Annotated in this window: 18 protein-coding genes; 13 read left to right on the top strand and 5 right to left on the bottom strand. The window is 42.3% G+C overall.

Features of this window, described 5'->3' with window-relative positions; genetic code table 11:
• Window positions 1-107: 107 nt before the first annotated feature.
• The 3 genes from GKC25_RS12730 to GKC25_RS12720 all read left to right on the top strand — a co-directional run bounded on the left by GKC25_RS12730 (window position 108) and on the right by GKC25_RS12720 (window position 3081).
• Window positions 108-863 carry an SDR family oxidoreductase gene (locus GKC25_RS12730; protein ID WP_008343153.1) on the top strand — a complete coding sequence of 252 codons (756 nt, stop codon included), beginning with the start codon at window positions 108-110 and terminating at the stop codon, window positions 861-863.
• A gap of 66 nt (window positions 864-929) precedes the next feature.
• Window positions 930-1613, top strand: a complete 684-nt coding sequence (locus tag GKC25_RS12725; RefSeq protein WP_342689824.1) for a metal-dependent hydrolase — start codon at window positions 930-932, stop codon at window positions 1611-1613.
• Between the two features lie 145 nt (window positions 1614-1758).
• On the top strand, window positions 1759-3081 hold the full coding sequence (locus tag GKC25_RS12720; protein WP_034661859.1) for a CBS domain-containing protein: 1323 nt from the start codon (window positions 1759-1761) through the stop codon (window positions 3079-3081).
• A 67-nt stretch (window positions 3082-3148) separates the two neighbouring features.
• Here the strand turns inward: GKC25_RS12720 and GKC25_RS12715 are convergent, their stop codons facing one another.
• Window positions 3149-3451: a YtpI family protein gene (locus GKC25_RS12715; RefSeq protein ID WP_003216665.1), complete on the bottom strand. Its 303-nt coding sequence runs from the start codon at window positions 3449-3451 to the stop codon at window positions 3149-3151.
• 147 nt (window positions 3452-3598) lie between these two features.
• Between GKC25_RS12715 and GKC25_RS12710 the strand changes: the two genes are divergently transcribed.
• Window positions 3599-4540, top strand: coding sequence for a DHH family phosphoesterase (locus GKC25_RS12710; protein ID WP_034661858.1), 942 nt, complete (start codon window positions 3599-3601; stop codon window positions 4538-4540).
• Between the two features lie 51 nt (window positions 4541-4591).
• Here GKC25_RS12710 and GKC25_RS12705 read toward each other — a convergent pair whose 3' ends face one another.
• The 3 genes from GKC25_RS12705 to GKC25_RS12695 all read right to left on the bottom strand — a co-directional run bounded on the left by GKC25_RS12705 (window position 4592) and on the right by GKC25_RS12695 (window position 5728).
• Window positions 4592-4777, bottom strand: coding sequence for a hypothetical protein (locus tag GKC25_RS12705; protein ID WP_003216400.1), 186 nt, complete (start codon window positions 4775-4777; stop codon window positions 4592-4594).
• A 109-nt stretch (window positions 4778-4886) separates the two neighbouring features.
• Window positions 4887-5390, bottom strand: coding sequence for a sporulation membrane protein YtrI (ytrI, locus tag GKC25_RS12700; RefSeq protein WP_034661857.1), 504 nt, complete (start codon window positions 5388-5390; stop codon window positions 4887-4889).
• Window positions 5387-5728 (bottom strand): YtrH family sporulation protein, encoded by a 342-nt coding sequence (locus tag GKC25_RS12695; protein ID WP_034661856.1) that lies wholly within the window; start codon window positions 5726-5728, stop codon window positions 5387-5389. The genes ytrI and GKC25_RS12695 overlap by 4 nt, the downstream gene beginning before the upstream one ends.
• Before the next feature lie 137 nt (window positions 5729-5865).
• Here GKC25_RS12695 and dnaE point away from each other — a divergent pair, with 137 nt between their 5' ends.
• The 7 genes from dnaE (at window position 5866) to GKC25_RS12660 (ending at window position 16298) form a co-directional block, all read left to right on the top strand.
• A complete protein-coding gene (gene dnaE, locus GKC25_RS12690) occupies window positions 5866-9201 on the top strand; it encodes a DNA polymerase III subunit alpha (RefSeq protein WP_342689823.1) in 3336 nt (1111 codons plus the stop codon).
• Window positions 9202-9342: 141 nt separating this feature from the next.
• Window positions 9343-10575 carry an NAD(P)-dependent malic enzyme gene (locus GKC25_RS12685; protein ID WP_034661854.1) on the top strand — a complete coding sequence of 411 codons (1233 nt, stop codon included), beginning with the start codon at window positions 9343-9345 and terminating at the stop codon, window positions 10573-10575.
• 304 nt (window positions 10576-10879) lie between these two features.
• Complete coding sequence (accD, locus tag GKC25_RS12680) at window positions 10880-11755, top strand: acetyl-CoA carboxylase, carboxyltransferase subunit beta (protein ID WP_034661853.1); 876 nt, start codon at window positions 10880-10882, stop codon at window positions 11753-11755.
• The gene (accA, locus tag GKC25_RS12675) at window positions 11740-12717 is read left to right on the top strand and encodes an acetyl-CoA carboxylase carboxyl transferase subunit alpha (protein WP_034661852.1); all 978 of its coding nucleotides are present in this window, start codon (window positions 11740-11742) and stop codon (window positions 12715-12717) included. Before accD ends, accA begins: the two co-directional genes overlap by 16 nt.
• A 341-nt stretch (window positions 12718-13058) precedes the next feature.
• The gene (pfkA, locus tag GKC25_RS12670) at window positions 13059-14018 is read left to right on the top strand and encodes a 6-phosphofructokinase (RefSeq protein WP_012010865.1); all 960 of its coding nucleotides are present in this window, start codon (window positions 13059-13061) and stop codon (window positions 14016-14018) included.
• Window positions 14019-14045: 27 nt separating this feature from the next.
• Window positions 14046-15806 carry a pyruvate kinase gene (gene pyk, locus GKC25_RS12665; protein ID WP_034661851.1) on the top strand — a complete coding sequence of 587 codons (1761 nt, stop codon included), beginning with the start codon at window positions 14046-14048 and terminating at the stop codon, window positions 15804-15806.
• A 102-nt stretch (window positions 15807-15908) separates the two neighbouring features.
• Window positions 15909-16298 (top strand): FxsA family protein, encoded by a 390-nt coding sequence (locus GKC25_RS12660; protein WP_034661850.1) that lies wholly within the window; start codon window positions 15909-15911, stop codon window positions 16296-16298.
• A gap of 25 nt (window positions 16299-16323) precedes the next feature.
• On the opposite strand, the gene ytvI is transcribed toward GKC25_RS12660, so the two are convergent.
• Window positions 16324-17442: a sporulation integral membrane protein YtvI gene (gene ytvI / locus GKC25_RS12655; protein ID WP_034661849.1), complete on the bottom strand. Its 1119-nt coding sequence runs from the start codon at window positions 17440-17442 to the stop codon at window positions 16324-16326.
• A gap of 100 nt (window positions 17443-17542) precedes the next feature.
• On the opposite strand from ytvI, the gene GKC25_RS12650 reads away from it, so the two are divergent.
• Together GKC25_RS12650 and citZ are read left to right on the top strand one after the other, a co-directional pair.
• Complete coding sequence (locus tag GKC25_RS12650) at window positions 17543-18007, top strand: DUF441 domain-containing protein (protein ID WP_007501699.1); 465 nt, start codon at window positions 17543-17545, stop codon at window positions 18005-18007.
• 375 nt (window positions 18008-18382) lie between these two features.
• Complete coding sequence (citZ, locus tag GKC25_RS12645) at window positions 18383-19501, top strand: citrate synthase (protein ID WP_034661848.1); 1119 nt, start codon at window positions 18383-18385, stop codon at window positions 19499-19501.
• Window positions 19502-19616 lie beyond the last annotated feature (115 nt).

The following is a 19616-nucleotide window of genomic DNA, read 5'->3' as shown; positions in this document are numbered from 1 at the left end:
AGAACATGATAGCAGAAAGGGTTCATAAGTGCGCCAGATGCTGGTTTGTAGTAAAGTAAAGATAAGAAACATGTGAACTTGCAACCTTTGCTTTAGGAGGAGATTGTGTGCGACACGCATTAATAACAGCGGGTTCTAAAGGACTTGGCAGGAAAGTAACCGAGTCTTTACTGAATATGGGGTATTCTGTGACAGTGAATTATCGAAGTGATGATGAAGCTGTCCGGCAGATGAAAGAAGAACTGCAGGAATACGAAGAAAAGCTTCAATTTGTCCAAGGAGATGTGACAAACAAAGAAGATTTAAAAAACATGGTAGAGCTGGCAGCAGAGCGATTTGGGCGGATTGATGCCTTGATTAATAATGCTGGACCTTATATTTTTGAACGTAAGAAACTAGCGGATTACTCTGAAGATGAATGGTATCAAATGATGGAAGGCAACCTATCCGCAGTGTTCCATTTGTTCCGAATGGTCATCCCCATGATGAGAAAACAAGGCTTTGGCCGCATTATCACGTATGGCTTCCAAGGAGCAGACCATGCACCAGGCTGGATGCACAGATCAGCCTTCGGAGCGGCAAAAGTGGGGCTTGCGTCATTGACGAAAACCATTGCGATTGAAGAAGCCGAAAACGGCATCACAGCCAATATGGTTTGCCCAGGCAAAATCGTTGGAGACATGAAAGAATCCACAATAGAAGAAGCACGCCAGATCAAAGACGATGAAACGCCTATTGGCAGGTCTGGTACTGGAGAGGATATAGGGCGCATCATTTCATTTTTATGCGATGACCGCTCAGACCTGATTACAGGGACCGTTATTGAAGCAACAGGTGGTCTTAACGTCATTCACAGACATTAAGTTTTCCAGCTTTTTATACAGGGAATAGATGAAGTGAGATCAAATTCGAAAGGTGGATATACTCACATGAAAGCTACATATCACGGACATTCAGTCGTACACATTGAAACAAACGGATACCATATTTGGATTGATCCATTTTTGAATGGAAATAAACACACAGATATCAAGCCGCAAGATGTCAAAGCGGATGTCATTTTACTGACACATGGGCATGGAGATCACCTCGGTGACACCATTGAAATCGCTAAAAACAATGACGCGCTCGTTGTCGCGCCAAACGAACTTGCCGTTTATTTAAGCTGGCAAGGGATGAAAACGCACCCGCTTCATATCGGCGGCGGACGTGAGTTTGAATTTGGTAAAGTCAAGCTCACGCAAGCGTTCCATGGTTCAGCTGTCATTGATGAAGATGCAAAAACGATTACGTATACAGGCATGCCATCAGGTATTTTATTTACCGCAGAGGGCAAAACGATTTATCATGCTGGAGACACTGCGCTCTTTTCAGATATGAAGCTGATCGGTGAGCTGAATCATATTGAGCTTGCATTCCTTCCGATCGGTGATAACTTCACGATGGGGCCGGACGATGCAAGAATCGCAGCCGAATGGCTTCGGGCGAAGCAGGTCGTGCCGATTCACTACAGCACATTCCCGCCGATTGAGCAGGACCCGCATGCATTTGCAGACAGCCTGCATGGCGGCGTTGGTCATGTGTTAAACAGCGGAGAATCGATTGAGATTTAATCATCCTAGCAAAAAGCCGGCATTCCAATGCCGGCTTTTTTTGTTTACGTGTATCGTGCTGAAAAAGACAAATTGCTATTAAAAGCCTCCTGCCCTTATAATGAAACATAGATGAAAACGCTGAAAATAAAAAGGGTGAACGGGATTGGCGACAAAGCATGAACAAATTTTATCGTATATTGATTCATTAGATGTTGGAGAGAAAATTTCTGTCCGGCGTATTGCGAAAGAAATGAAAGTGAGTGAAGGGACCGCTTACCGGGCCATCAAGGATGCTGAAAATAAAGGATTCGTCAGTACGATTGAACGAGTTGGTACCATTCGGATTGAACAGAAGAAAAAAGAAAATATTGAAAAACTGACATATGCGGAAGTGGTCAATGTCATTGACGGACAGGTGCTTGGAGGACGAACGGGCTTACATAAAACATTAAACAAATTTGTCATCGGTGCGATGGAGCTTGATGCGATGATGCGCTACACGGCAGCTGGAAACCTGCTGATTGTCGGAAACCGGATCAATGCACACAGACAAGCATTAGAGGCAGGAGCAGCTGTGCTGGTCACGGGCGGCTTCTCAACAGATGATGAAATCATTCAGCTCGCAGATGAGCTTGAGCTGCCGATCTTATCGACAAGCTACGATACATTTACCGTAGCAGCTCTCATAAACCGAGCCATTTATGACCAACTAATAAAAAAAGAGATTGTGCTTGTGGAAGATATTTTAACGCCGATCGAACGAACGGTGTATTTATCACCAGAGGATAAGCTTGAAAAATGGTATGAAAAGAATTATGAAACTGGCCATGGCCGTTTTCCGGTCGCAGACGACCAAATGAAAATTCACGGAATCCTCACCTCAAAGGATATCGCGGGGCATGACCGCTCTACACCGATTGAAAAGGTGATGACGAAAAATCCACTGACAGTCATTGGAAAAACCTCTGTCGCCTCTGCTGCTCAAATGATGGTATGGGAAGGCATTGAGGTGCTGCCAGTCGTAGATGATTATGCGAAACTAATTGGGATGATCAGTCGTCAGGATGTGCTGAAGGCGCTTCAAATGATTCAAAAGCAGCCGCAGGTCGGCGAAAAACTGGATGATGTTGTCTCAAGAGGGTTTAAAGATACCGATACAGATAAGCCAAAGGCAAATGCGGTGTATCAATATGAGGTCACACCCCAAATGACAAACCAGCTCGGAAACATTTCATATGGAGTGTTCACGCAAATTTTAATTGAATCCGCCAACCGCTTCTTAAAGTCTCATAAAAAAGGGGAGCTGATTGTCGAAAGTCTCTCTGTCTACTTCTTAAAACCGGTTCAAATGGAATCCACGATACAGATCAAGCCGAATATTTTAGAAGTAGGCCGCAAGTTTGGAAAGCTGGAAGTGGAGGTATATCATCAATCGAATATCGTAGGGAAAGCGATGCTGATGGTGCAGCTGATGGAGAGAGGATAATCGTAAAAGGGCGATGACGAAAATGACAAAGGGCTAAAATAAACATCATTTTAGCCCTTCTCTCTTATTATGCGTGATCTTTTTCGCCTTCCTTTAAAAAGAGCGGAAGGTAATGCTTGTAGGCTTTATATCCAGCCCACGTACTGCCGATACCGACAGCAACAAAAATAAATCCAATGACAAATGCGAGTGACGAGCGGTTTAAAAATAATTGATTCACACCGAAGAGCAGGACAAAGCAGCCAAGTGCCATACTGGATTTAGCCGACCAGAATTTCTTTTCGACTGGGCGGTTCGTACGGACATTCTTTGCTTTGTAGTATAAATAAAACATGGCAGAACAAATAATAAACACAATCAAAACAAGCATGTGCCAAGCCTCCATTGTAAGTGGTTACAACCCTATTTTAAACGTAAATAGGCTTGCTTACTAGAATAAATTGTCTATTCCTCACTTTTCCGTCAGGATAGATTATGATTTAATAATAAAAAGAGTATCGGATAAGAAGGAGTTTTTATGAAAAAAGAACTGATTAGAACCATATCATTATATGACACCATCATCATTCATAGACATGTAAGACCAGATCCTGATGCGTATGGATCGCAGTGCGGCCTTACGGAAATCTTGCGTGCCACCTATCCAGAAAAAAATATTTATGCGACAGGAACCCCGGAGCCATCCCTTTCATTTTTGTATGAACTTGATGAGGTTCCGGATGACGTGTACAAAGATGCCCTTGTCATTGTCTGTGATACAGCCAATCAAGCAAGAATTGACGATCAGCGCTATTCAATGGGCGATAAGCTGATGAAAATTGACCATCATCCAAATGAAGATCCGTATGGTGATTTGCTTTGGGTGGATACAGAGGCAAGCTCTGTGAGCGAAATGATTTATGAATTGTATTTAGAGGGGAAAGAAGAAGGATATCAGCTGAATACAAAGGCGGCTGAACTCATTTATGCCGGCATTGTAGGAGACACAGGCCGCTTCCTTTTCCCAAACACGACGAAAAAGACGCTCAAATATGCTGGAGAGCTTATTGAATATCCATTTTCATCTTCAGACCTTTTCAATCAATTGTATGAGACGGACTTGAATGTCGTGAAATTAAATGGCTATATTTTTCAACATATTTCTTTGTCAGAGAATGGGGTCGCCTCTGTTTTCATTAAGCGCGATATTTTGGAATCGTTCCAAACAACAGCGCAGCAAGCCTCACAGCTTGTTGGGACACTAGGCAATATTGCAGGAATTAAAGCTTGGGTCTTTTTTGTGGAAGAAAACGATCAGATTCGTGTCAGATTCCGTTCTAAAGGGGTCGTCATTAATACCATTGCGAAAAAATATCATGGCGGCGGCCACCCGCTTGCAGCTGGTGCGTCTATTTATGATTGGGCCGTGGCAGATGAGATTTTGCGTGATTTAGAAGAAGTATGTAAATCATCATCATGAGAGAGGGGGGCTTCAAGTCCCCTCTCTCTTTTTTTGTCAGGGAGAAAAGGGTTACTTGCATACAGGGATAAACCAGCAGCCGATGTCAGTTGAATCTTCATAGGCTTGGAGATTTTGATGCTTTAATTCTTTTTTAATTAAATGAGCCATCATTTCTGTCTCAGCATAAGCGCACATACCGTCCTTGATCCGGCTTGCTTTGTCTCGTGCCATTTGACGATAGCTGTAAACCTCCATTGTCCTCACCTCTTTCTGTTTTAGATCTCGTTCTACTTTTAGTGTATAAAAATAATGAGGGAAAAGCGATCATTGAGGGCAGAAATTCATAAAAATTCCACATGATCATTTATTCAGCAAATGAAATGCGCACTTCAAGTGAAAGCTTCGTATAAATCGTCAGCTCTGTCACTTTGGCGCGGTATGCCTTTTCCCGAATGGTATATTCTTTGTTTTCCACTGTCCGTTTTAATAATTCCTTTGTTTTATAGACACTTTCAATATCCTTTGTAATGACCTCTGAGATATCCTCTTTGACCTGATCTTCAAATTTCAGCGTATCTGGCTCTGGGATTTTATATTGCTCACGATTGACGAGATGGACATCTACGCTTTGGATCAGCAGCCGCTGTTTATTATCCTCATTTAACTTATGCAAATCTTCCCGATAGAGTGTGATTTGTTCTTTCAGACTGTCCATATGGTGCTGCTGGCTTCTAAGCTGTGTCACCTGCTTTTCCTGAAAGGTTCCGTATGTAAAGAGGAAAATGAGCCAGCTCACAATCGCGCCAAACATCATCCCTGCAAAAAAACGCTGCCAGCCTGGACGTTTGTACAGCTCCGGCACCCTCATGATGACACATGCTCCTGTGTGAGCCACGTAATAATGAGATAACCTGTTTGCGCACCGCCCATGGCAGAGACAATTAATAAAATCTGCTTGAAAATATCACGCGTGTTCCCTTCGAAAATGCCTCTTTCAAAGCTATAAACGGCATCAAAAGTTCCACCGATAGCTGCGACAAGCGCCCAAATCTTTAAACGGTTGGCAAGACTCGTAATAATGGATAAAGGCGGCTGACCAGATAAATAAGCACCAACACCACCTATGATGGCACCGCCCAAAATGACCCCAAGAGCAATAAAATAACAGCTAATAAAATTCGGAATAAAAGCTTCCTTCACATCCATTGTGTCCACCTCACTCTATTCAATATATGGTGTGTGCGGGACAAGTATGAACGGACAGAAAAGAAAGAACATTTGTTTCTCACCGCATCGCGTTTTATAATGAAAGAATGACTTTAGACGAAAGGAGTGGATTAAGCATGTCTTATGTTCATCTTCAGGTCCACAGTGGATACAGCTTATTAAGCAGTGCGGCAAAAGTAAAGGAGCTCGTGCTGAAAGCGAAAGAACTTGGCTGCAAGGCGCTCGCTCTTACCGATGACCATGTGATGTATGGAACGGTTGAATTTTATAAGGAATGTAAAAAACATGGCATCAAGCCGGTCATCGGTTTAACAGCTTCTGTCTTCATAGATGAACAAGAGACAGAGGCTTATCCCTTGGTACTCCTTGCCAAAAACAATGAAGGCTATCAAAACTTGATCAAAATCAGCAGTGTGCTGAAATCAAAATCAAAAGCTGGACTGAAAGAAAAATGGCTGAAAAGCTATCACCGCGGGCTCATTGCCATTACGCCGGGCGCTTCTGGCTACATTGAAACGCTGCTTCAGCATGATCAGATAGAAGAAGCGCATGATGCGGCGAAACAATTGAAAGATATTTTCGGTGAGGGACATGTGTACATCGCACTTCAGCCATTTCAGCAAGACGAATCGTTTGCCGGTAAACTCAGGGACGTCTCAAAAAGTGCGGAGATTCCTCTTGTTGCGACGGGAGATGTCCACTATATCAATCGAGAAGACAAAACCGCCTATACGTGTTTAAAAGCCATTAAAGCAGGGCAGCAGCTGTCAGAGATTGAGGAAGACCGAGGAGAAAAGCATTTCAGAACCCTTGAAGAAATGAAGGAATGGTATGCGCAAGATGAGGAGCTGCTGACAAGAACGGTGGAGATCGCAGACCGCTGTGAAGTCGATTTAAATCTTGGGCAGACAAAACTCCCTTCCTATCCGACTCCTGATCAATCAACAGCAGATCAGTTTTTACGCAGAGTGTGCGCAGAAGGGATGAAGCAAAGAAAGATTGCTTCAAATGATACGTATGTGAAAAGACTTGAGTACGAACTGAGCATTATCCAAAAAATGAATTTCAGTGATTATTTTCTCATCGTGTGGGATTTTATGAAGTATGCCCATGATCAAGGCATTGTCACAGGGCCAGGACGTGGATCGGCAGCAGGGTCACTTGTTGCGTATGTATTGTTTATTACAGATGTTGATCCGCTCCGTCACGGTCTGTTGTTTGAGCGTTTCTTAAATCCTGAGCGAATCAGTATGCCAGATATTGATATTGATTTCCCCGATACGAGAAGAGATGAAATCATTTCTTATGTAAAAGACAAATACGGAGACATGCATGTGGCACAAATTGTCACGTTTGGAACACTTGCAGCAAAGGCGGCCTTAAGAGATGTTGGACGTGTAATGGGGATTGATTCAAAGGCAGCGGACCGTCTTGCAAAGCTGATTCCGTCAAAGCCAGGAACGACGCTGAAAGAAGCGGTGACTGCATCCCCTGAATTAAAAACGATGCTCCAGCAATCCGAGGAGCTTCGAAAGGTCTTTCAAACCGCTTTAAAGGTTGAAGGCTTGCCAAGACATACCTCGACACATGCAGCCGGCGTTGTGCTGAGCGAGGAGCCGCTGACAGAGGTCGTTCCGATTCAAGACGGCCATGATGGTGTGTATTTAACGCAGTATGCGATGAATTATTTAGAAGATCTCGGACTTTTAAAGATGGATTTCTTAGGACTAAGAAACTTAACCTTAATTGAATCCATTAAAAACCAGATTGAAAGACAGGAAAACGTCCACATTAGCTTTAGTGACATTTCATATGAAGATCAGAAAACATTTGAATTGTTATCAGCGGGAGATACAACTGGGATTTTCCAGCTTGAATCACAAGGAATGCGTCAGGTGCTGAGACGCCTGAAGCCCTCTAGTTTAGAAGACATCGTGGCGGTCAATGCCCTCTACCGTCCAGGTCCAATGGAGAATATCCCGCTCTTTATCGACCGAAAGCACGGCAGAGTCAAGGTCTCTTATCCGCATCCTGATTTGTATGACATTTTAAAGGACACATATGGGGTCATCGTCTATCAGGAGCAAATCATGCTGATTGCGGCGAAGATGGCAGGCTTTCAGCTGGGCGAGGCAGATCTATTAAGAAGAGCAGTTTCGAAGAAGGATAAAAAGGTCCTTGATGAAGAGCGAAGCCATTTTGTTGAAGGATGCCTAAAAAAGGAGTATCCTGTTAACATTGCAAATGACGTTTATGACTTAATCGTCAAATTTGCAAACTATGGTTTTAATAGAAGCCATGCTGTTGCATATAGCATGATTGGCTTTCAGCTTGCTTACTTAAAAGCGCATTATCCGTTATATTTTATGTGCGGACTTTTAACGAGTGTGATTGGAAATGAAGACAAAGTCGCTCAATATTTCTATGAGGCAAAGGAAAAAGGGATATCTGTGTTGAAGCCTTCTATTAATAAGAGTGAATTTCCATTTACGGTTGAAAAAGGGGAGATCCGCTACAGCTTAAGAGCGATCAAAAATGTCGGAGTGTCAGCTGTAAAGGATATATACAGGGCAAGACAGGAAAAGCCGTTTGAAGATTTATTTGATTTTTGCGCAAGAGTATCAGCAAAGAGTGTCAACCGAAAAACGATTGAAGCGCTCATTTTTTCAGGGGCGATGGATGAGCTTTATCCAAATCGTGCTTCGTTATTGGCATCAATAGATATTGCATTAGACCACGTGTCATTTTTAAATCCAGATGATCAACTGGACTTTCTGGGGGATACAACCTTCTCCATTAAGCCAAAATATGCGGAGATAGAAGAACTGCCGCTTGTCGATCTCCTGCAATTTGAAAAGGAGGCACTTGGGTTATATTTATCAAATCATCCTGTACAAACGTACCGAGATCGCTTAAGAGAGAATGGTGCAGTGGAAATCATCAGACTTTCTTCCTATATAAAGCGAAAGGTCTCAATGGGTGGTCTTTTGACAAAAGTGAAATCGATTCGGACAAAAAATGGACAATCGATGGCATTTGTCACATTTGGGGATGAAACGGGAGAAATGGAAGGCGTCGTCTTTCCAGAGCAATTTAGAAAGCTGTCCCCCTTACTTGAGGAGGGCGCCATGCTTTATGTTGAAGGCAGAATAGATGTCAGAAATGACAGCAGCCAAATCATCGTGCAAGAAGCCGTTCTGCTTGAAGAGATGGGCACACAAAGAAAAGAGTCTGTCTACATTCGGGTGAAAGAAGAAAACCATACGCAGGAACTGCTAGAGCAAGTAAAGCGGGTGATCTCGATGCACAGCGGAGAAGCAGATGTCTATTTGTATTATGAGAAGCAAAAAAAGACAGTGAGACTTCCAGATGCATACAAGGTTCATGCAGATCATGCTGTGATTTTCCAGTTAAAAGAGCTGCTTGGTGAACAAAACGTTGTGATTAAATGATGACAAATCACCTGAATATGTTTTACAAATTCACCTATTGTGTTATCATTTTAAAGATTCTGTGTATTTAAAACTGCCAGTATGTGCTTATCAACTTAGCAATTCATTAAATCATTTTCCACTTGAAGGAGTGTTCATCACATGTCATTAAGAGAAGAAGCATTACATATGCACAAAGAGAATCAAGGCAAACTCGAATCAAAATCAAAAGTACAAGTGAAAAATGCAAAAGACTTGAGCTTGGCTTACTCACCTGGTGTTGCAGAACCATGTAAAGATATTTATGACGACACAAGCAAAGTGTATGATTATACAATGAAAGGCAATATGGTCGCTGTTGTCACAGACGGAAGCGCTGTTTTAGGGCTTGGTAATATTGGGGCAGAAGCATCTCTACCAGTAATGGAAGGAAAAGCTGTATTATTCAAAAGCTTCGCGGGCGTTGATGCCTTCCCAATCGCGCTTGCGACAAACGATGTAGACAAAATCGTTGAAACAGTAAAGCTTCTTGAGCCAACGTTTGGCGGTGTCAACCTTGAAGATATTGCAGCTCCAAACTGCTTCATTATCGAAGAGCGCTTGAAAAAAGAGACAAACATTCCAGTGTTCCACGATGATCAGCACGGAACAGCGATTGTCACAGTAGCAGGACTTGTAAATGCCCTGAAACTGTCTGGAAAATCAATGTCCTCCATCAAAGTGGTGGCAAACGGCGCTGGAGCAGCGGGAATTGCGATTATCAAGCTTCTATATCATTTCGGTGTACGTGATATCATCATGTGCGATACAAAAGGCGCAATTTACGAAGGCCGCCCGAACGGTATGAATACAGTGAAAAATGAAGTCGCTAAATTCACGAACCAAGACCGTAAAGAAGGTTCATTAGAAGAAGTCATTGAAGGCGCAGACGTCTTTATCGGGGTTTCAGTAGCAGGCGCTTTAACAAAAGAAATGGTTGGAAAAATGGCAAAAGATCCTGTCATCTTCGCTATGGCGAATCCAAATCCAGAGATCATGCCAGAAGATGCACATGCAGCAGGTGCAAGTGTTGTAGGAACTGGCCGTTCTGACTTCCCGAACCAAGTGAACAACGTACTGGCATTCCCAGGAATTTTCCGCGGAGCATTAGATGTACGTGCAACTCACATTAACGAAGAAATGAAAATTGCAGCCGTTGAAGCGATTGCTTCTCTTGTTTCAGATGAGAAATTGTCAGCTGAATACGTCATCCCTGAACCATTTGATGCACGTGTAGCACCAGCGGTAGCAAAAGCGGTAGCAAAAGCAGCAATGGAAACTGGCGTTGCAAGAATCAAAGTCGATCCAGAAGCAGTCGCTGAAAAAACAAGAAAATTAACGATTATCGGCGAATAATCAATTGGAAAAGTGTGCACGTTCTTTCTGAAATTGGAGGAAAGACGTGCACCATTTCCTCTCTTACGCGAAAATTTTTTCATCCGGAATGATATTTTTTTGTAGACGTTCACAATTCACATATATCAACTGCTCAGCGCCCCAAACACATACTCATTTCTCATCAATTCCCCATTGAAAAAATTGAATGAAGGATGACAGCGTTTGACAAAAAAAGTACAATAGTTTCGGTACAGTTATGACATGTCCTATAATAGTGGATGTGCGTGTAAAGAAAAAACCCTTCAAAAAGGGAGGTAGTCATTTGTCAATCAAAAATATTTTCAGTAAAAAGAAAAAATATGCATCTGTACCCTCTGAACAGGCAAGCCAAGATGTGCCTGAAGGCATCATGACCAAATGTCCGCAATGTAAAAAAATAATGCTCACCAAAGAATTAGATAAAAATTTACGTGTTTGCATGAATTGCGGCAGACATTTGCAAATGAATGCAAAGCAGCGTATTGATAGCCTTGTAGACGAAGGCACATTTGAAGAATTTAACGGGCATCTGATCTCAGAAAACCCGCTCGGATTCCCAGGCTACGAAGAAAAGCTTGAGAAAGACAGAGAAAAAACGTCTTTGAATGAAGCCATTGTCACAGGTCAAGGTGAAATTGAAGGCCAGCGTGCTGTGATCGCTGTCATGGATGCCACGTTCCGTATGGGCAGCATGGGCTCGGTTGTTGGTGAGAAGATCACACTGGCGATTGAGAAAGCAAAAGCGGACAAGGTGCCATTTATCATCTTTACTGCATCGGGCGGAGCGAGAATGCAAGAGGGGATCCTCAGTCTCATGCAGATGGCAAAAACAAGCTCAGCATTAAAACTGTTCAGCGAGGACCAAGGTTTGATTATCTCTGTGATGACCAACCCGACAACTGGCGGTGTATCAGCTAGTTTCGCGTCTCTTGGTGATTACAACTTTGCAGAACCTGGTGCTTTAATTGGGTTTGCAGGCCGTAGAATCATTGAACAAACAATCCGTGAAGACCTGCCAGAGGACTTCCAAACGGCTGAATTTTTAATGAAGCATGGACAGCTGGATGCTGTCATTCATCGTGCAGAGATGAAAGAAACACTAGGCCGAATCTTAGCATTACACAGCACAGGAGGTGAACGAGAGTGGCTGGAGAACTAGAATTTGAAAAACCTGTCATTGAACTTCGAGCGAAAATTGATGAACTGAAAAAGTTCACACAAAACTCAGAAATGGATTTAAGTGCAGAAATTGAGCGCCTTGAAACACGTCTGAGCAAGCTTGAAGCAGACATTTATACAAATTTAAAGCCGTGGGACAGAGTGCAAATTGCTCGTCATGCGATGCGTCCAACAACTCTCGATTACATTCAAGAGCTGTTTGACAACTTTTTCGAATGTCATGGTGACCGTTTCTATGGTGATGATGAAGCTATTGTTGGAGGAATCGCCACGTTTAAAGGGCTTCCTGTCACAGTCATTGGCCATCAGCGCGGAAAAGACACAAAAGAAAACTTGCGCCGTAATTTCGGAATGCCTCATCCAGAAGGCTACCGTAAAGCGCTGCGCTTGATGAAACAAGCAGATAAATTTAATCGCCCGATCATTTGCTTTATTGATACAAAAGGAGCTTATCCTGGGAAAGCAGCTGAAGAACGCGGACAAAGTGAAGCAATTGCGAAAAACCTATTCGAAATGGCAGGACTTCGTGTACCGGTTGTCTGTATTGTCATCGGAGAAGGCGGAAGTGGCGGCGCACTAGGCTTAGGCGTAGGAAACCACCTATACATGCTAGAGAATTCAACGTATTCAGTGATTTCACCTGAAGGTGCAGCAGCACTGCTCTGGAAGGACTCATCACTTGCGAAAAAAGCTGCAGAGACAATGAAAATTACCGCTCCAGACCTAAAAGAATTAGATATTATAGATGATGTTATTAAAGAAGTGCAAGGTGGAGCACATCGAGACGTGAAACAACAAGCAGCCTACATTAAAAAAACATTAAAACAGTCACTTACATCTTTGCTCAAACTAACACCTGAAGAACTAGTCGAACAAAGATATCAAAAATACAAAGCAATCGGGAAAGTATCGGTTGAAAATCAATATATTGGGGTAAACTAAATAAACGTACAGCCTTTTTGGCTGGCGTTTATTTTTTTCATCCTTTTTCATGAAAACCGTCCTCATGTAAGCGCTATTTGAAAATAATTTTCTTTTGTTTTCATAAAATTTGAAACGTCTGAAAACCTTGATATGATAAGCTTTAGAAGGATCGATCTTCCTCGGTTTTGAAAGAATTGCTTTCATGACTTTCTTAACTTTTGTTTAAAAACGGTTTATTTAATTGTATAATAAGTACGGTTTTAGAAATACGTATTGAAAACATCCGGTTTTGCTCATGATTGTTTTCAAGCAGTGGAAATGGTATGTTTAATTCATATATGGTCTCTGAGGTGAAAAAGATGAAGCGTATAGGAGTTTTAACGAGCGGTGGGGATTCCCCAGGAATGAATGCAGCTGTGCGCGCAGTTGTAAGGAAAGCGATTTACCATAATGTTGAAGTTTACGGTATTTATAATGGATATTCAGGTCTAATTAACGGTAAAATTGAGAAACTTGAAATAGGTTCAGTTGGCGATATCATTCATCGTGGAGGAACAAAACTTTACACGGCAAGATGCCCTGAATTCAAGACAGTTGAAGGTCGTGAAAAAGGCATTGAGAACTTAAAAAAATTCGGTATTGAAGGACTTGTTGTGATCGGCGGAGACGGTTCATTCATGGGAGCGAAGAAATTAACTGAGCTCGGTTTTCCATGTGTAGGTGTCCCGGGTACAATCGACAACGATATCCCAGGTACTGATTTCACTATTGGCTTTGATACAGCACTGAATACAGTCATTGACGCCATTGATAAAATTCGTGATACAGCCACATCTCATGAACGTACATACGTAGTGGAAGTAATGGGAAGACATGCTGGTGATATTGCTCTTTGGTCAGGTCTTGCAGGCGGAGCCGAATCTATTTTGATTCCTGAAGCAGACTATGACATGGATGAAATTATTGCGAGGTTAAGAAGAGGGCACGAGCGCGGCAAGAAGCACAGTATCATTATCGTCGCAGAAGGCGTAGGCAGCGGTGTTGAATTTGGTAAGCGGATTGAAGAGGAGACAAGCCTTGAAACCCGTGTATCTGTCTTAGGACATATTCAGCGCGGAGGTTCTCCAAGCGCATTTGACCGAGTACTGGCAAGCCGTTTAGGAGCATACGCAGTAGAACTTCTTCTTGAAGGAAAAGGCGGTCGCTGTGTGGGCATTCAAAGCAACGAACTCGTTCATCACGATATTTTAGATATCTTAGATAAAAAACATACAGTCGATCAAAATATGTACCGACTTTCACAAGAGCTCTCTATATAAAACGAGAAGACCTTAGGAGGAACAGTAATGAGAAAGACAAAAATCGTTTGTACAATCGGTCCAGCAAGTGAAACCATTGAAAAGCTGACTGAATTGATTGAAGCAGGAATGAATGTAGCCAGACTAAACTTCTCTCATGGAGATTTTGAAGAGCATGGTGCACGCATTGAAAACATTCGTAAAGCAGGTAAAACATTAGGCAAGGACATTGCGATCCTTCTTGATACAAAAGGTCCAGAGATCCGTACACGTACAGTTGAAAACGGCTCAATTGAGCTAGTCGCTGGTGCAGATCTTATCGTGAGTATGGAAGACATTGTTGGAAATACGGAAAAAATTAGTGTGACGTATGAAGATTTAATTGATGATGTAGAAGTGGGCTCAACGATTCTATTAGATGATGGTCTTATTGGTTTAGAAGTGAAAGAAATTAACATGGACCGCAAAGAAATCGTCACAAAGGTCATGAATACAGGCACGCTCAAAAACAAAAAAGGTGTAAACGTACCAGGTGTAAGTGTGAACCTGCCAGGTATTACAGAAAAGGATGCCAATGATATTCTGTTCGGAATTGAACAAGGCGTCGATTTCATCGCTGCTTCTTTTGTTAGACGAGCTTCTGATGTGCTTGAAATTCGTGAGCTTCTTGAAAAGAATAATGCGGCTGACATTCAAATCATTCCTAAGATTGAAAACCAAGAGGGTGTTGATAACATCGATGAAATCCTTGAGGTATCAGATGGTTTGATGGTTGCGCGTGGAGATCTTGGTGTAGAGATCCCGGCAGAAGAAGTACCGCTTGTTCAAAAAATGCTGATCAAAAAATGCAATCGTTTAGGCAAACCTGTCATCACAGCTACCCAAATGCTTGATAGCATGCAGCGTAATCCTCGTCCAACTCGTGCGGAAGCAAGTGACGTGGCAAATGCCATTTTTGATGGCACAGATGCGATTATGCTTTCTGGTGAAACAGCAGCAGGAACATATCCAGTGGAAGCTGTACAAACGATGCATAACATTGCATCACGTTCAGAAGATGCACTCAACTATAAAGCAATTCTTTCTCGCAGAAGCGAAGAAGTAGAAGTCAGCATTACAGATGCCATCGGTCAATCTGTTGCACATACAGCGATGAAGCTTGACGTGGCAGCGATTGTGACACCTACGGAAAGCGGTCATACTGCGAGAATGATTTCAAAATATAGACCAAAAGCACCAATCGTAGCGGTCACAGCAAACGAATCAGTAGCAAGAAAGCTGTCTCTCGTATTCGGTGTATTTGCAAAGAGCGGATCAAAAACGACGTCTACTGATGAAATGCTTGAGAATGCAGTCGAGAAGTCGATTGAAACGGGCTATGTGAGACATGGCGATTTAATCGTCATTACAGCTGGTGTGCCAGTTGGTGAAACAGGTACAACGAACTTAATGAAAGTATATGTTGTTGGTGACATCATTGCGAAAGGTCAAGGAATTGGCCGTAAATCTGCATTTGGACCGGTTGTCATTGCACAAAGCGGAAAAGAAGCAGACGAAAAAATGTACGATGGGGCGATTCTTGTCGCAAACTGTACAGACCGTGATATGATGGGTGCTTTAGAAAAAGCATCTGCCTTGATCACTGAAGAAGGCGGCTTAACAAGCCATGCAGCAGTCGTTGGACTCAGCCTTGGTATTCCAGTGATTGTGGGTCTTGACAGCGCAACAACACTGCTAAAAGAAGGCGAAGAGATCACAGTAGATCCGGCACGCGGAGCGATCTACAAAGGCCGTGCAAGCGTCCTTTAAATCATACACACGAGGGGAGTTATCTGACTCCTCTCTTTTTTTATGTTACACTAAAAAAAGTAAAACAGCTTTCGATGAAAGATACCCCATGAGGTGATATGGTTGAAAAAATATTTGCTACTATTATTGATTCTGTTCCCTGCATTGGAAATCAGTTTGTTTTTAATATCAAGTAAAATCATTGGCATTTTGCCAACGATGCTGATGATCGTACTCACGAGTGCACTAGGTGCTTATTTTGCAAGAAAGCAAGGAATCGAAGCTTTTCAAAAAGTGCAGAGAGATTTACAATATGGCAAAATGCCAGGGGTAACGATTGTCGATGGTTTTTGCATTCTGATTGGCGGCCTGCTGCTGCTCATTCCCGGCTTCTTATCGGATATCATTGGTGCGCTGCTACTCATTCCGATGACGAGAAAGCAAATCAAGCCGCTCTTTGAACGCTGGCTTAGAAACATGTCTAATCGCAATCGCTATACGATTATTCGCTAAAGAGACCTTGAGCTCAAGGTCTCTTTTACTTTTGCATGCCGTACCGAATGTATTGATAGATATCTCTAAAAACACCTGCATTACGAAATGCCTGCCACACGACAAGGGAAGCAGGACCAATGACAAGTCCAAGAAAACCAAAGCATTTTAACCCGACAAATAATGCCACAAGCGTTGCTAAAGGATTAAGCCCAATGGACTTGCTTAAGACTTTTGGCTCTGAAATTTGTCTTTGAATGAGCACGACAATATACAAAATGCCGAGCCCGATAGCGAGTGAAAGGTTTCCTGTCATAGCGGAGTAAATGATCCAAGGCAGAAAAACAGTACCGCTCCCGATATAAGGAAGTAAATCGACAAACCCAATACATAAAGCAATGACAAAGGCATGCTCGACTTTTAAGATGATCAGCCCAATGACGACGAGGCCGATGGTCATAGCAACAAGCAGAAGCTGCGCCTTCATAAAACCGGTAATGGCTTTTTTGATTTCAGATAAAATGGCGCGTGTATGCTGCCTCCATTTTGCGGGAAAGATACGAGAGCCATATTTTTTTAACGTAAACCAATCTTTCGTGATAAAAAAAGTCGCCAGTGCAGAAAACAAAAGGGTTGCGGCTGCATCAGGCAAAAGACCTAAAAAAGCCGGGATAAGCTCGAGCGTTTTTGAAAGAAAAGTCCCTATTTTTGCGGCAGCTTCATCGCCTAGCGCTTGGATTTGTCCTAAAATCGATTCCTTTTGACCTGCTTGAAGCGTATTAAATTGGGCGGTGACATCATGGTACAAAGGCAGAATCTTATCTGTAAAAAACCGTTCGACAATACCAATCATTTGATCAAGGTGTCCAGGCAGAACCTTTGCTAAATAAGCACTTCCTGAAATAATTTCTGCTACTAAGAGTGTGATGAAACCGGCTGCTGCCACTAAAAAGAGCAATAGTACAATGACTACTACAATTCCTCTCGGCATTCCGGTGATCTCTTCTATTTTGCATACGGCAGGATGAATCAGGCAGGATACAATAAGTGCAATCCAAAAAGGATATAAAAAAGGAAAAGACTGATATAAAAAGACAACCGCAAATACAGCAATGCTGATCATCATCAAACTTCGCAGAAAAATGGCCATATAGGTGTGATTCACACAATCCCCTCCAAAAAACAAGCATGTCCGATACTTCATTTTATTCAAAAAGATTAGTAATATGAAAAGGTCGCAATAAAAAGAAAGGAAGGGGCGGCGTATGTTTACTCAAGCAAATTTATTTTTGGTTCTTTTACTCGTTATTGCACTTATTGCAAAGAACAATTCATTAATTTTAGCGGTTTCTGTGCTGATTGCGATTAAGCTGATTGGTTTGGATCAAAAAATTTTCCCGGTTCTCCAATCAAAAGGCATCAATTGGGGTGTCACCGTCATTACAATTGCTGTGCTTGTTCCTATTGCAACAGGTGACATTGGATTTAAGCAGCTTGGAGAAGCCATGAAATCTTCTTATGCTTGGATTGCACTTGGGGCGGGTATATTAGTAGCATTAATCGCAAAAAACGGTATTGTGCTACTCGAAAATGATCCGCATATCACGGCAGCGCTTGTGTTCGGGACAATTTTGGCAGTCAGCTTATTTAAAGGTGTAGCTGTCGGTCCGCTGATCGGAGCAGGAATTGCTTATTTGGCGATGCAGGCTGTGAAATTTTTCAGCGGTTGAAAAGAGAGTGGTTCATGCCACTTTCTTTTTTATTTTTTTCTTGCGTGAGCTTTTGCAAAAAAACATAATTAAATATAATAAAAGAAGCAAAATCCCTTTATTCCATGCCTTATATGGAAGACTGGAAAAAAAAATATCAAAAAAAATTATAGTTAAACATTTAACAAATGTCTGATTATTGTTTATAATGGGAATAGGCTTAATTTTGAACTCATTGATCACACAAGAGATATGAGGCTAAAAGCGCTCTAACCGTATAGGTAAATGTAAGCATTTTCTTTTCTGAACCTGCCGTCTTATTCGGATTGGATAGCGCTTTCAAAAAGCGAGAATTCTGCAACGAAGGGGAATCTTTTTAAAAAGGGGAGATTGAACATGACAGCAACAAGAGGTCTTGAAGGTATTGTGGCAACAACTTCATCCGTAAGCTCAATTATTGATGATACTCTTACTTATGTAGGGTACAATATCGATGATTTAACTGAAAAAGCTACATTCGAAGAAATTGTCTACCTGTTATGGCACTTAAAGCTGCCGAATGAGCAAGAGCTGAGTGAGTTAAAACAGCAGCTCAATGAAAATGCTCACATTCCGCAAGAAATCATTGAGCACTTTAAATCGTATTCGCTGGACGGGGTTCATCCAATGTCTGCGATTCGTACAGCGGTATCCTTACTAGGTTTACTCGATGACGAATCAGAGATTATGGACAAAGAAGCGAATTACAGAAAAGCCATTCGTTTACAGGCGAAAATTTCTGGACTAGTCGCTACGTTTTCACGCATTCGAAAGGGACTTGAGCCTGTACAGCCAAAAGAAGAATACAGCTATGCTGCGAACTTCTTGTATATGCTAAATGGCGAAGAGCCGTCACCAGTAGAAATTGAGGCAATTGATAAGGCACTCATTCTACATGCGGATCATGAATTAAACGCATCGACATTTACAGCACGTGTATGTGTTGCTACACTATCAGATATCTACTCTGGTGTAACAGCGGCTATCGGTGCGCTGAAAGGGCCACTTCATGGCGGAGCCAACGAAGGCGTGATGAAGATGCTTTCAGAAATTGGCGAAGTTGAAAACGTAGATTCCTATATTCATGGTAAGCTAGAGAAGAAAGAAAAAATTATGGGCTTTGGCCACCGCGTATACCGTCAAGGTGACCCGCGTGCAAAGCATCTAAAAGAAATGAGCCAGCGTTTAACAAACCTCACTGGCGAGCCGAAATGGTATGAAATGTCTGTTCGCGCAGAGGAAATCGTGACATCAGAGAAAAATCTTCCACCAAATGTTGATTTTTATTCTGCATCTGTATATCACAGTCTTGGGATTGATCATGACTTATTTACACCAATTTTCGTGATCAGCCGATTCTCTGGATGGATTGCTCACATTCTAGAGCAGTATGACAACAACCGTCTCATCCGTCCAAGAGCTGACTACATTGGACCTGATCTTCAAACCTTTGTTCCGATCAGTGAAAGAGACTAATGTTTATAGAATAAGCGGGGGCTGATCCTCAGGAAGGCCAATCAGCCTCTATATCAACAAAAAACGAATCACGTGAAAAACTTCTTCGCTTGCAGACATCAAGCCAAGAAGTTTC

The sequence above is a fragment of the Bacillus pumilus genome, from assembly GCF_038738535.1.
Taxonomy (GTDB): Bacteria; Bacillota; Bacilli; order Bacillales; family Bacillaceae; genus Bacillus.
The sequence above is the reverse complement of the archived record's forward strand: the minus strand, read 5'-3'. Positions and strand labels throughout refer to the sequence as shown.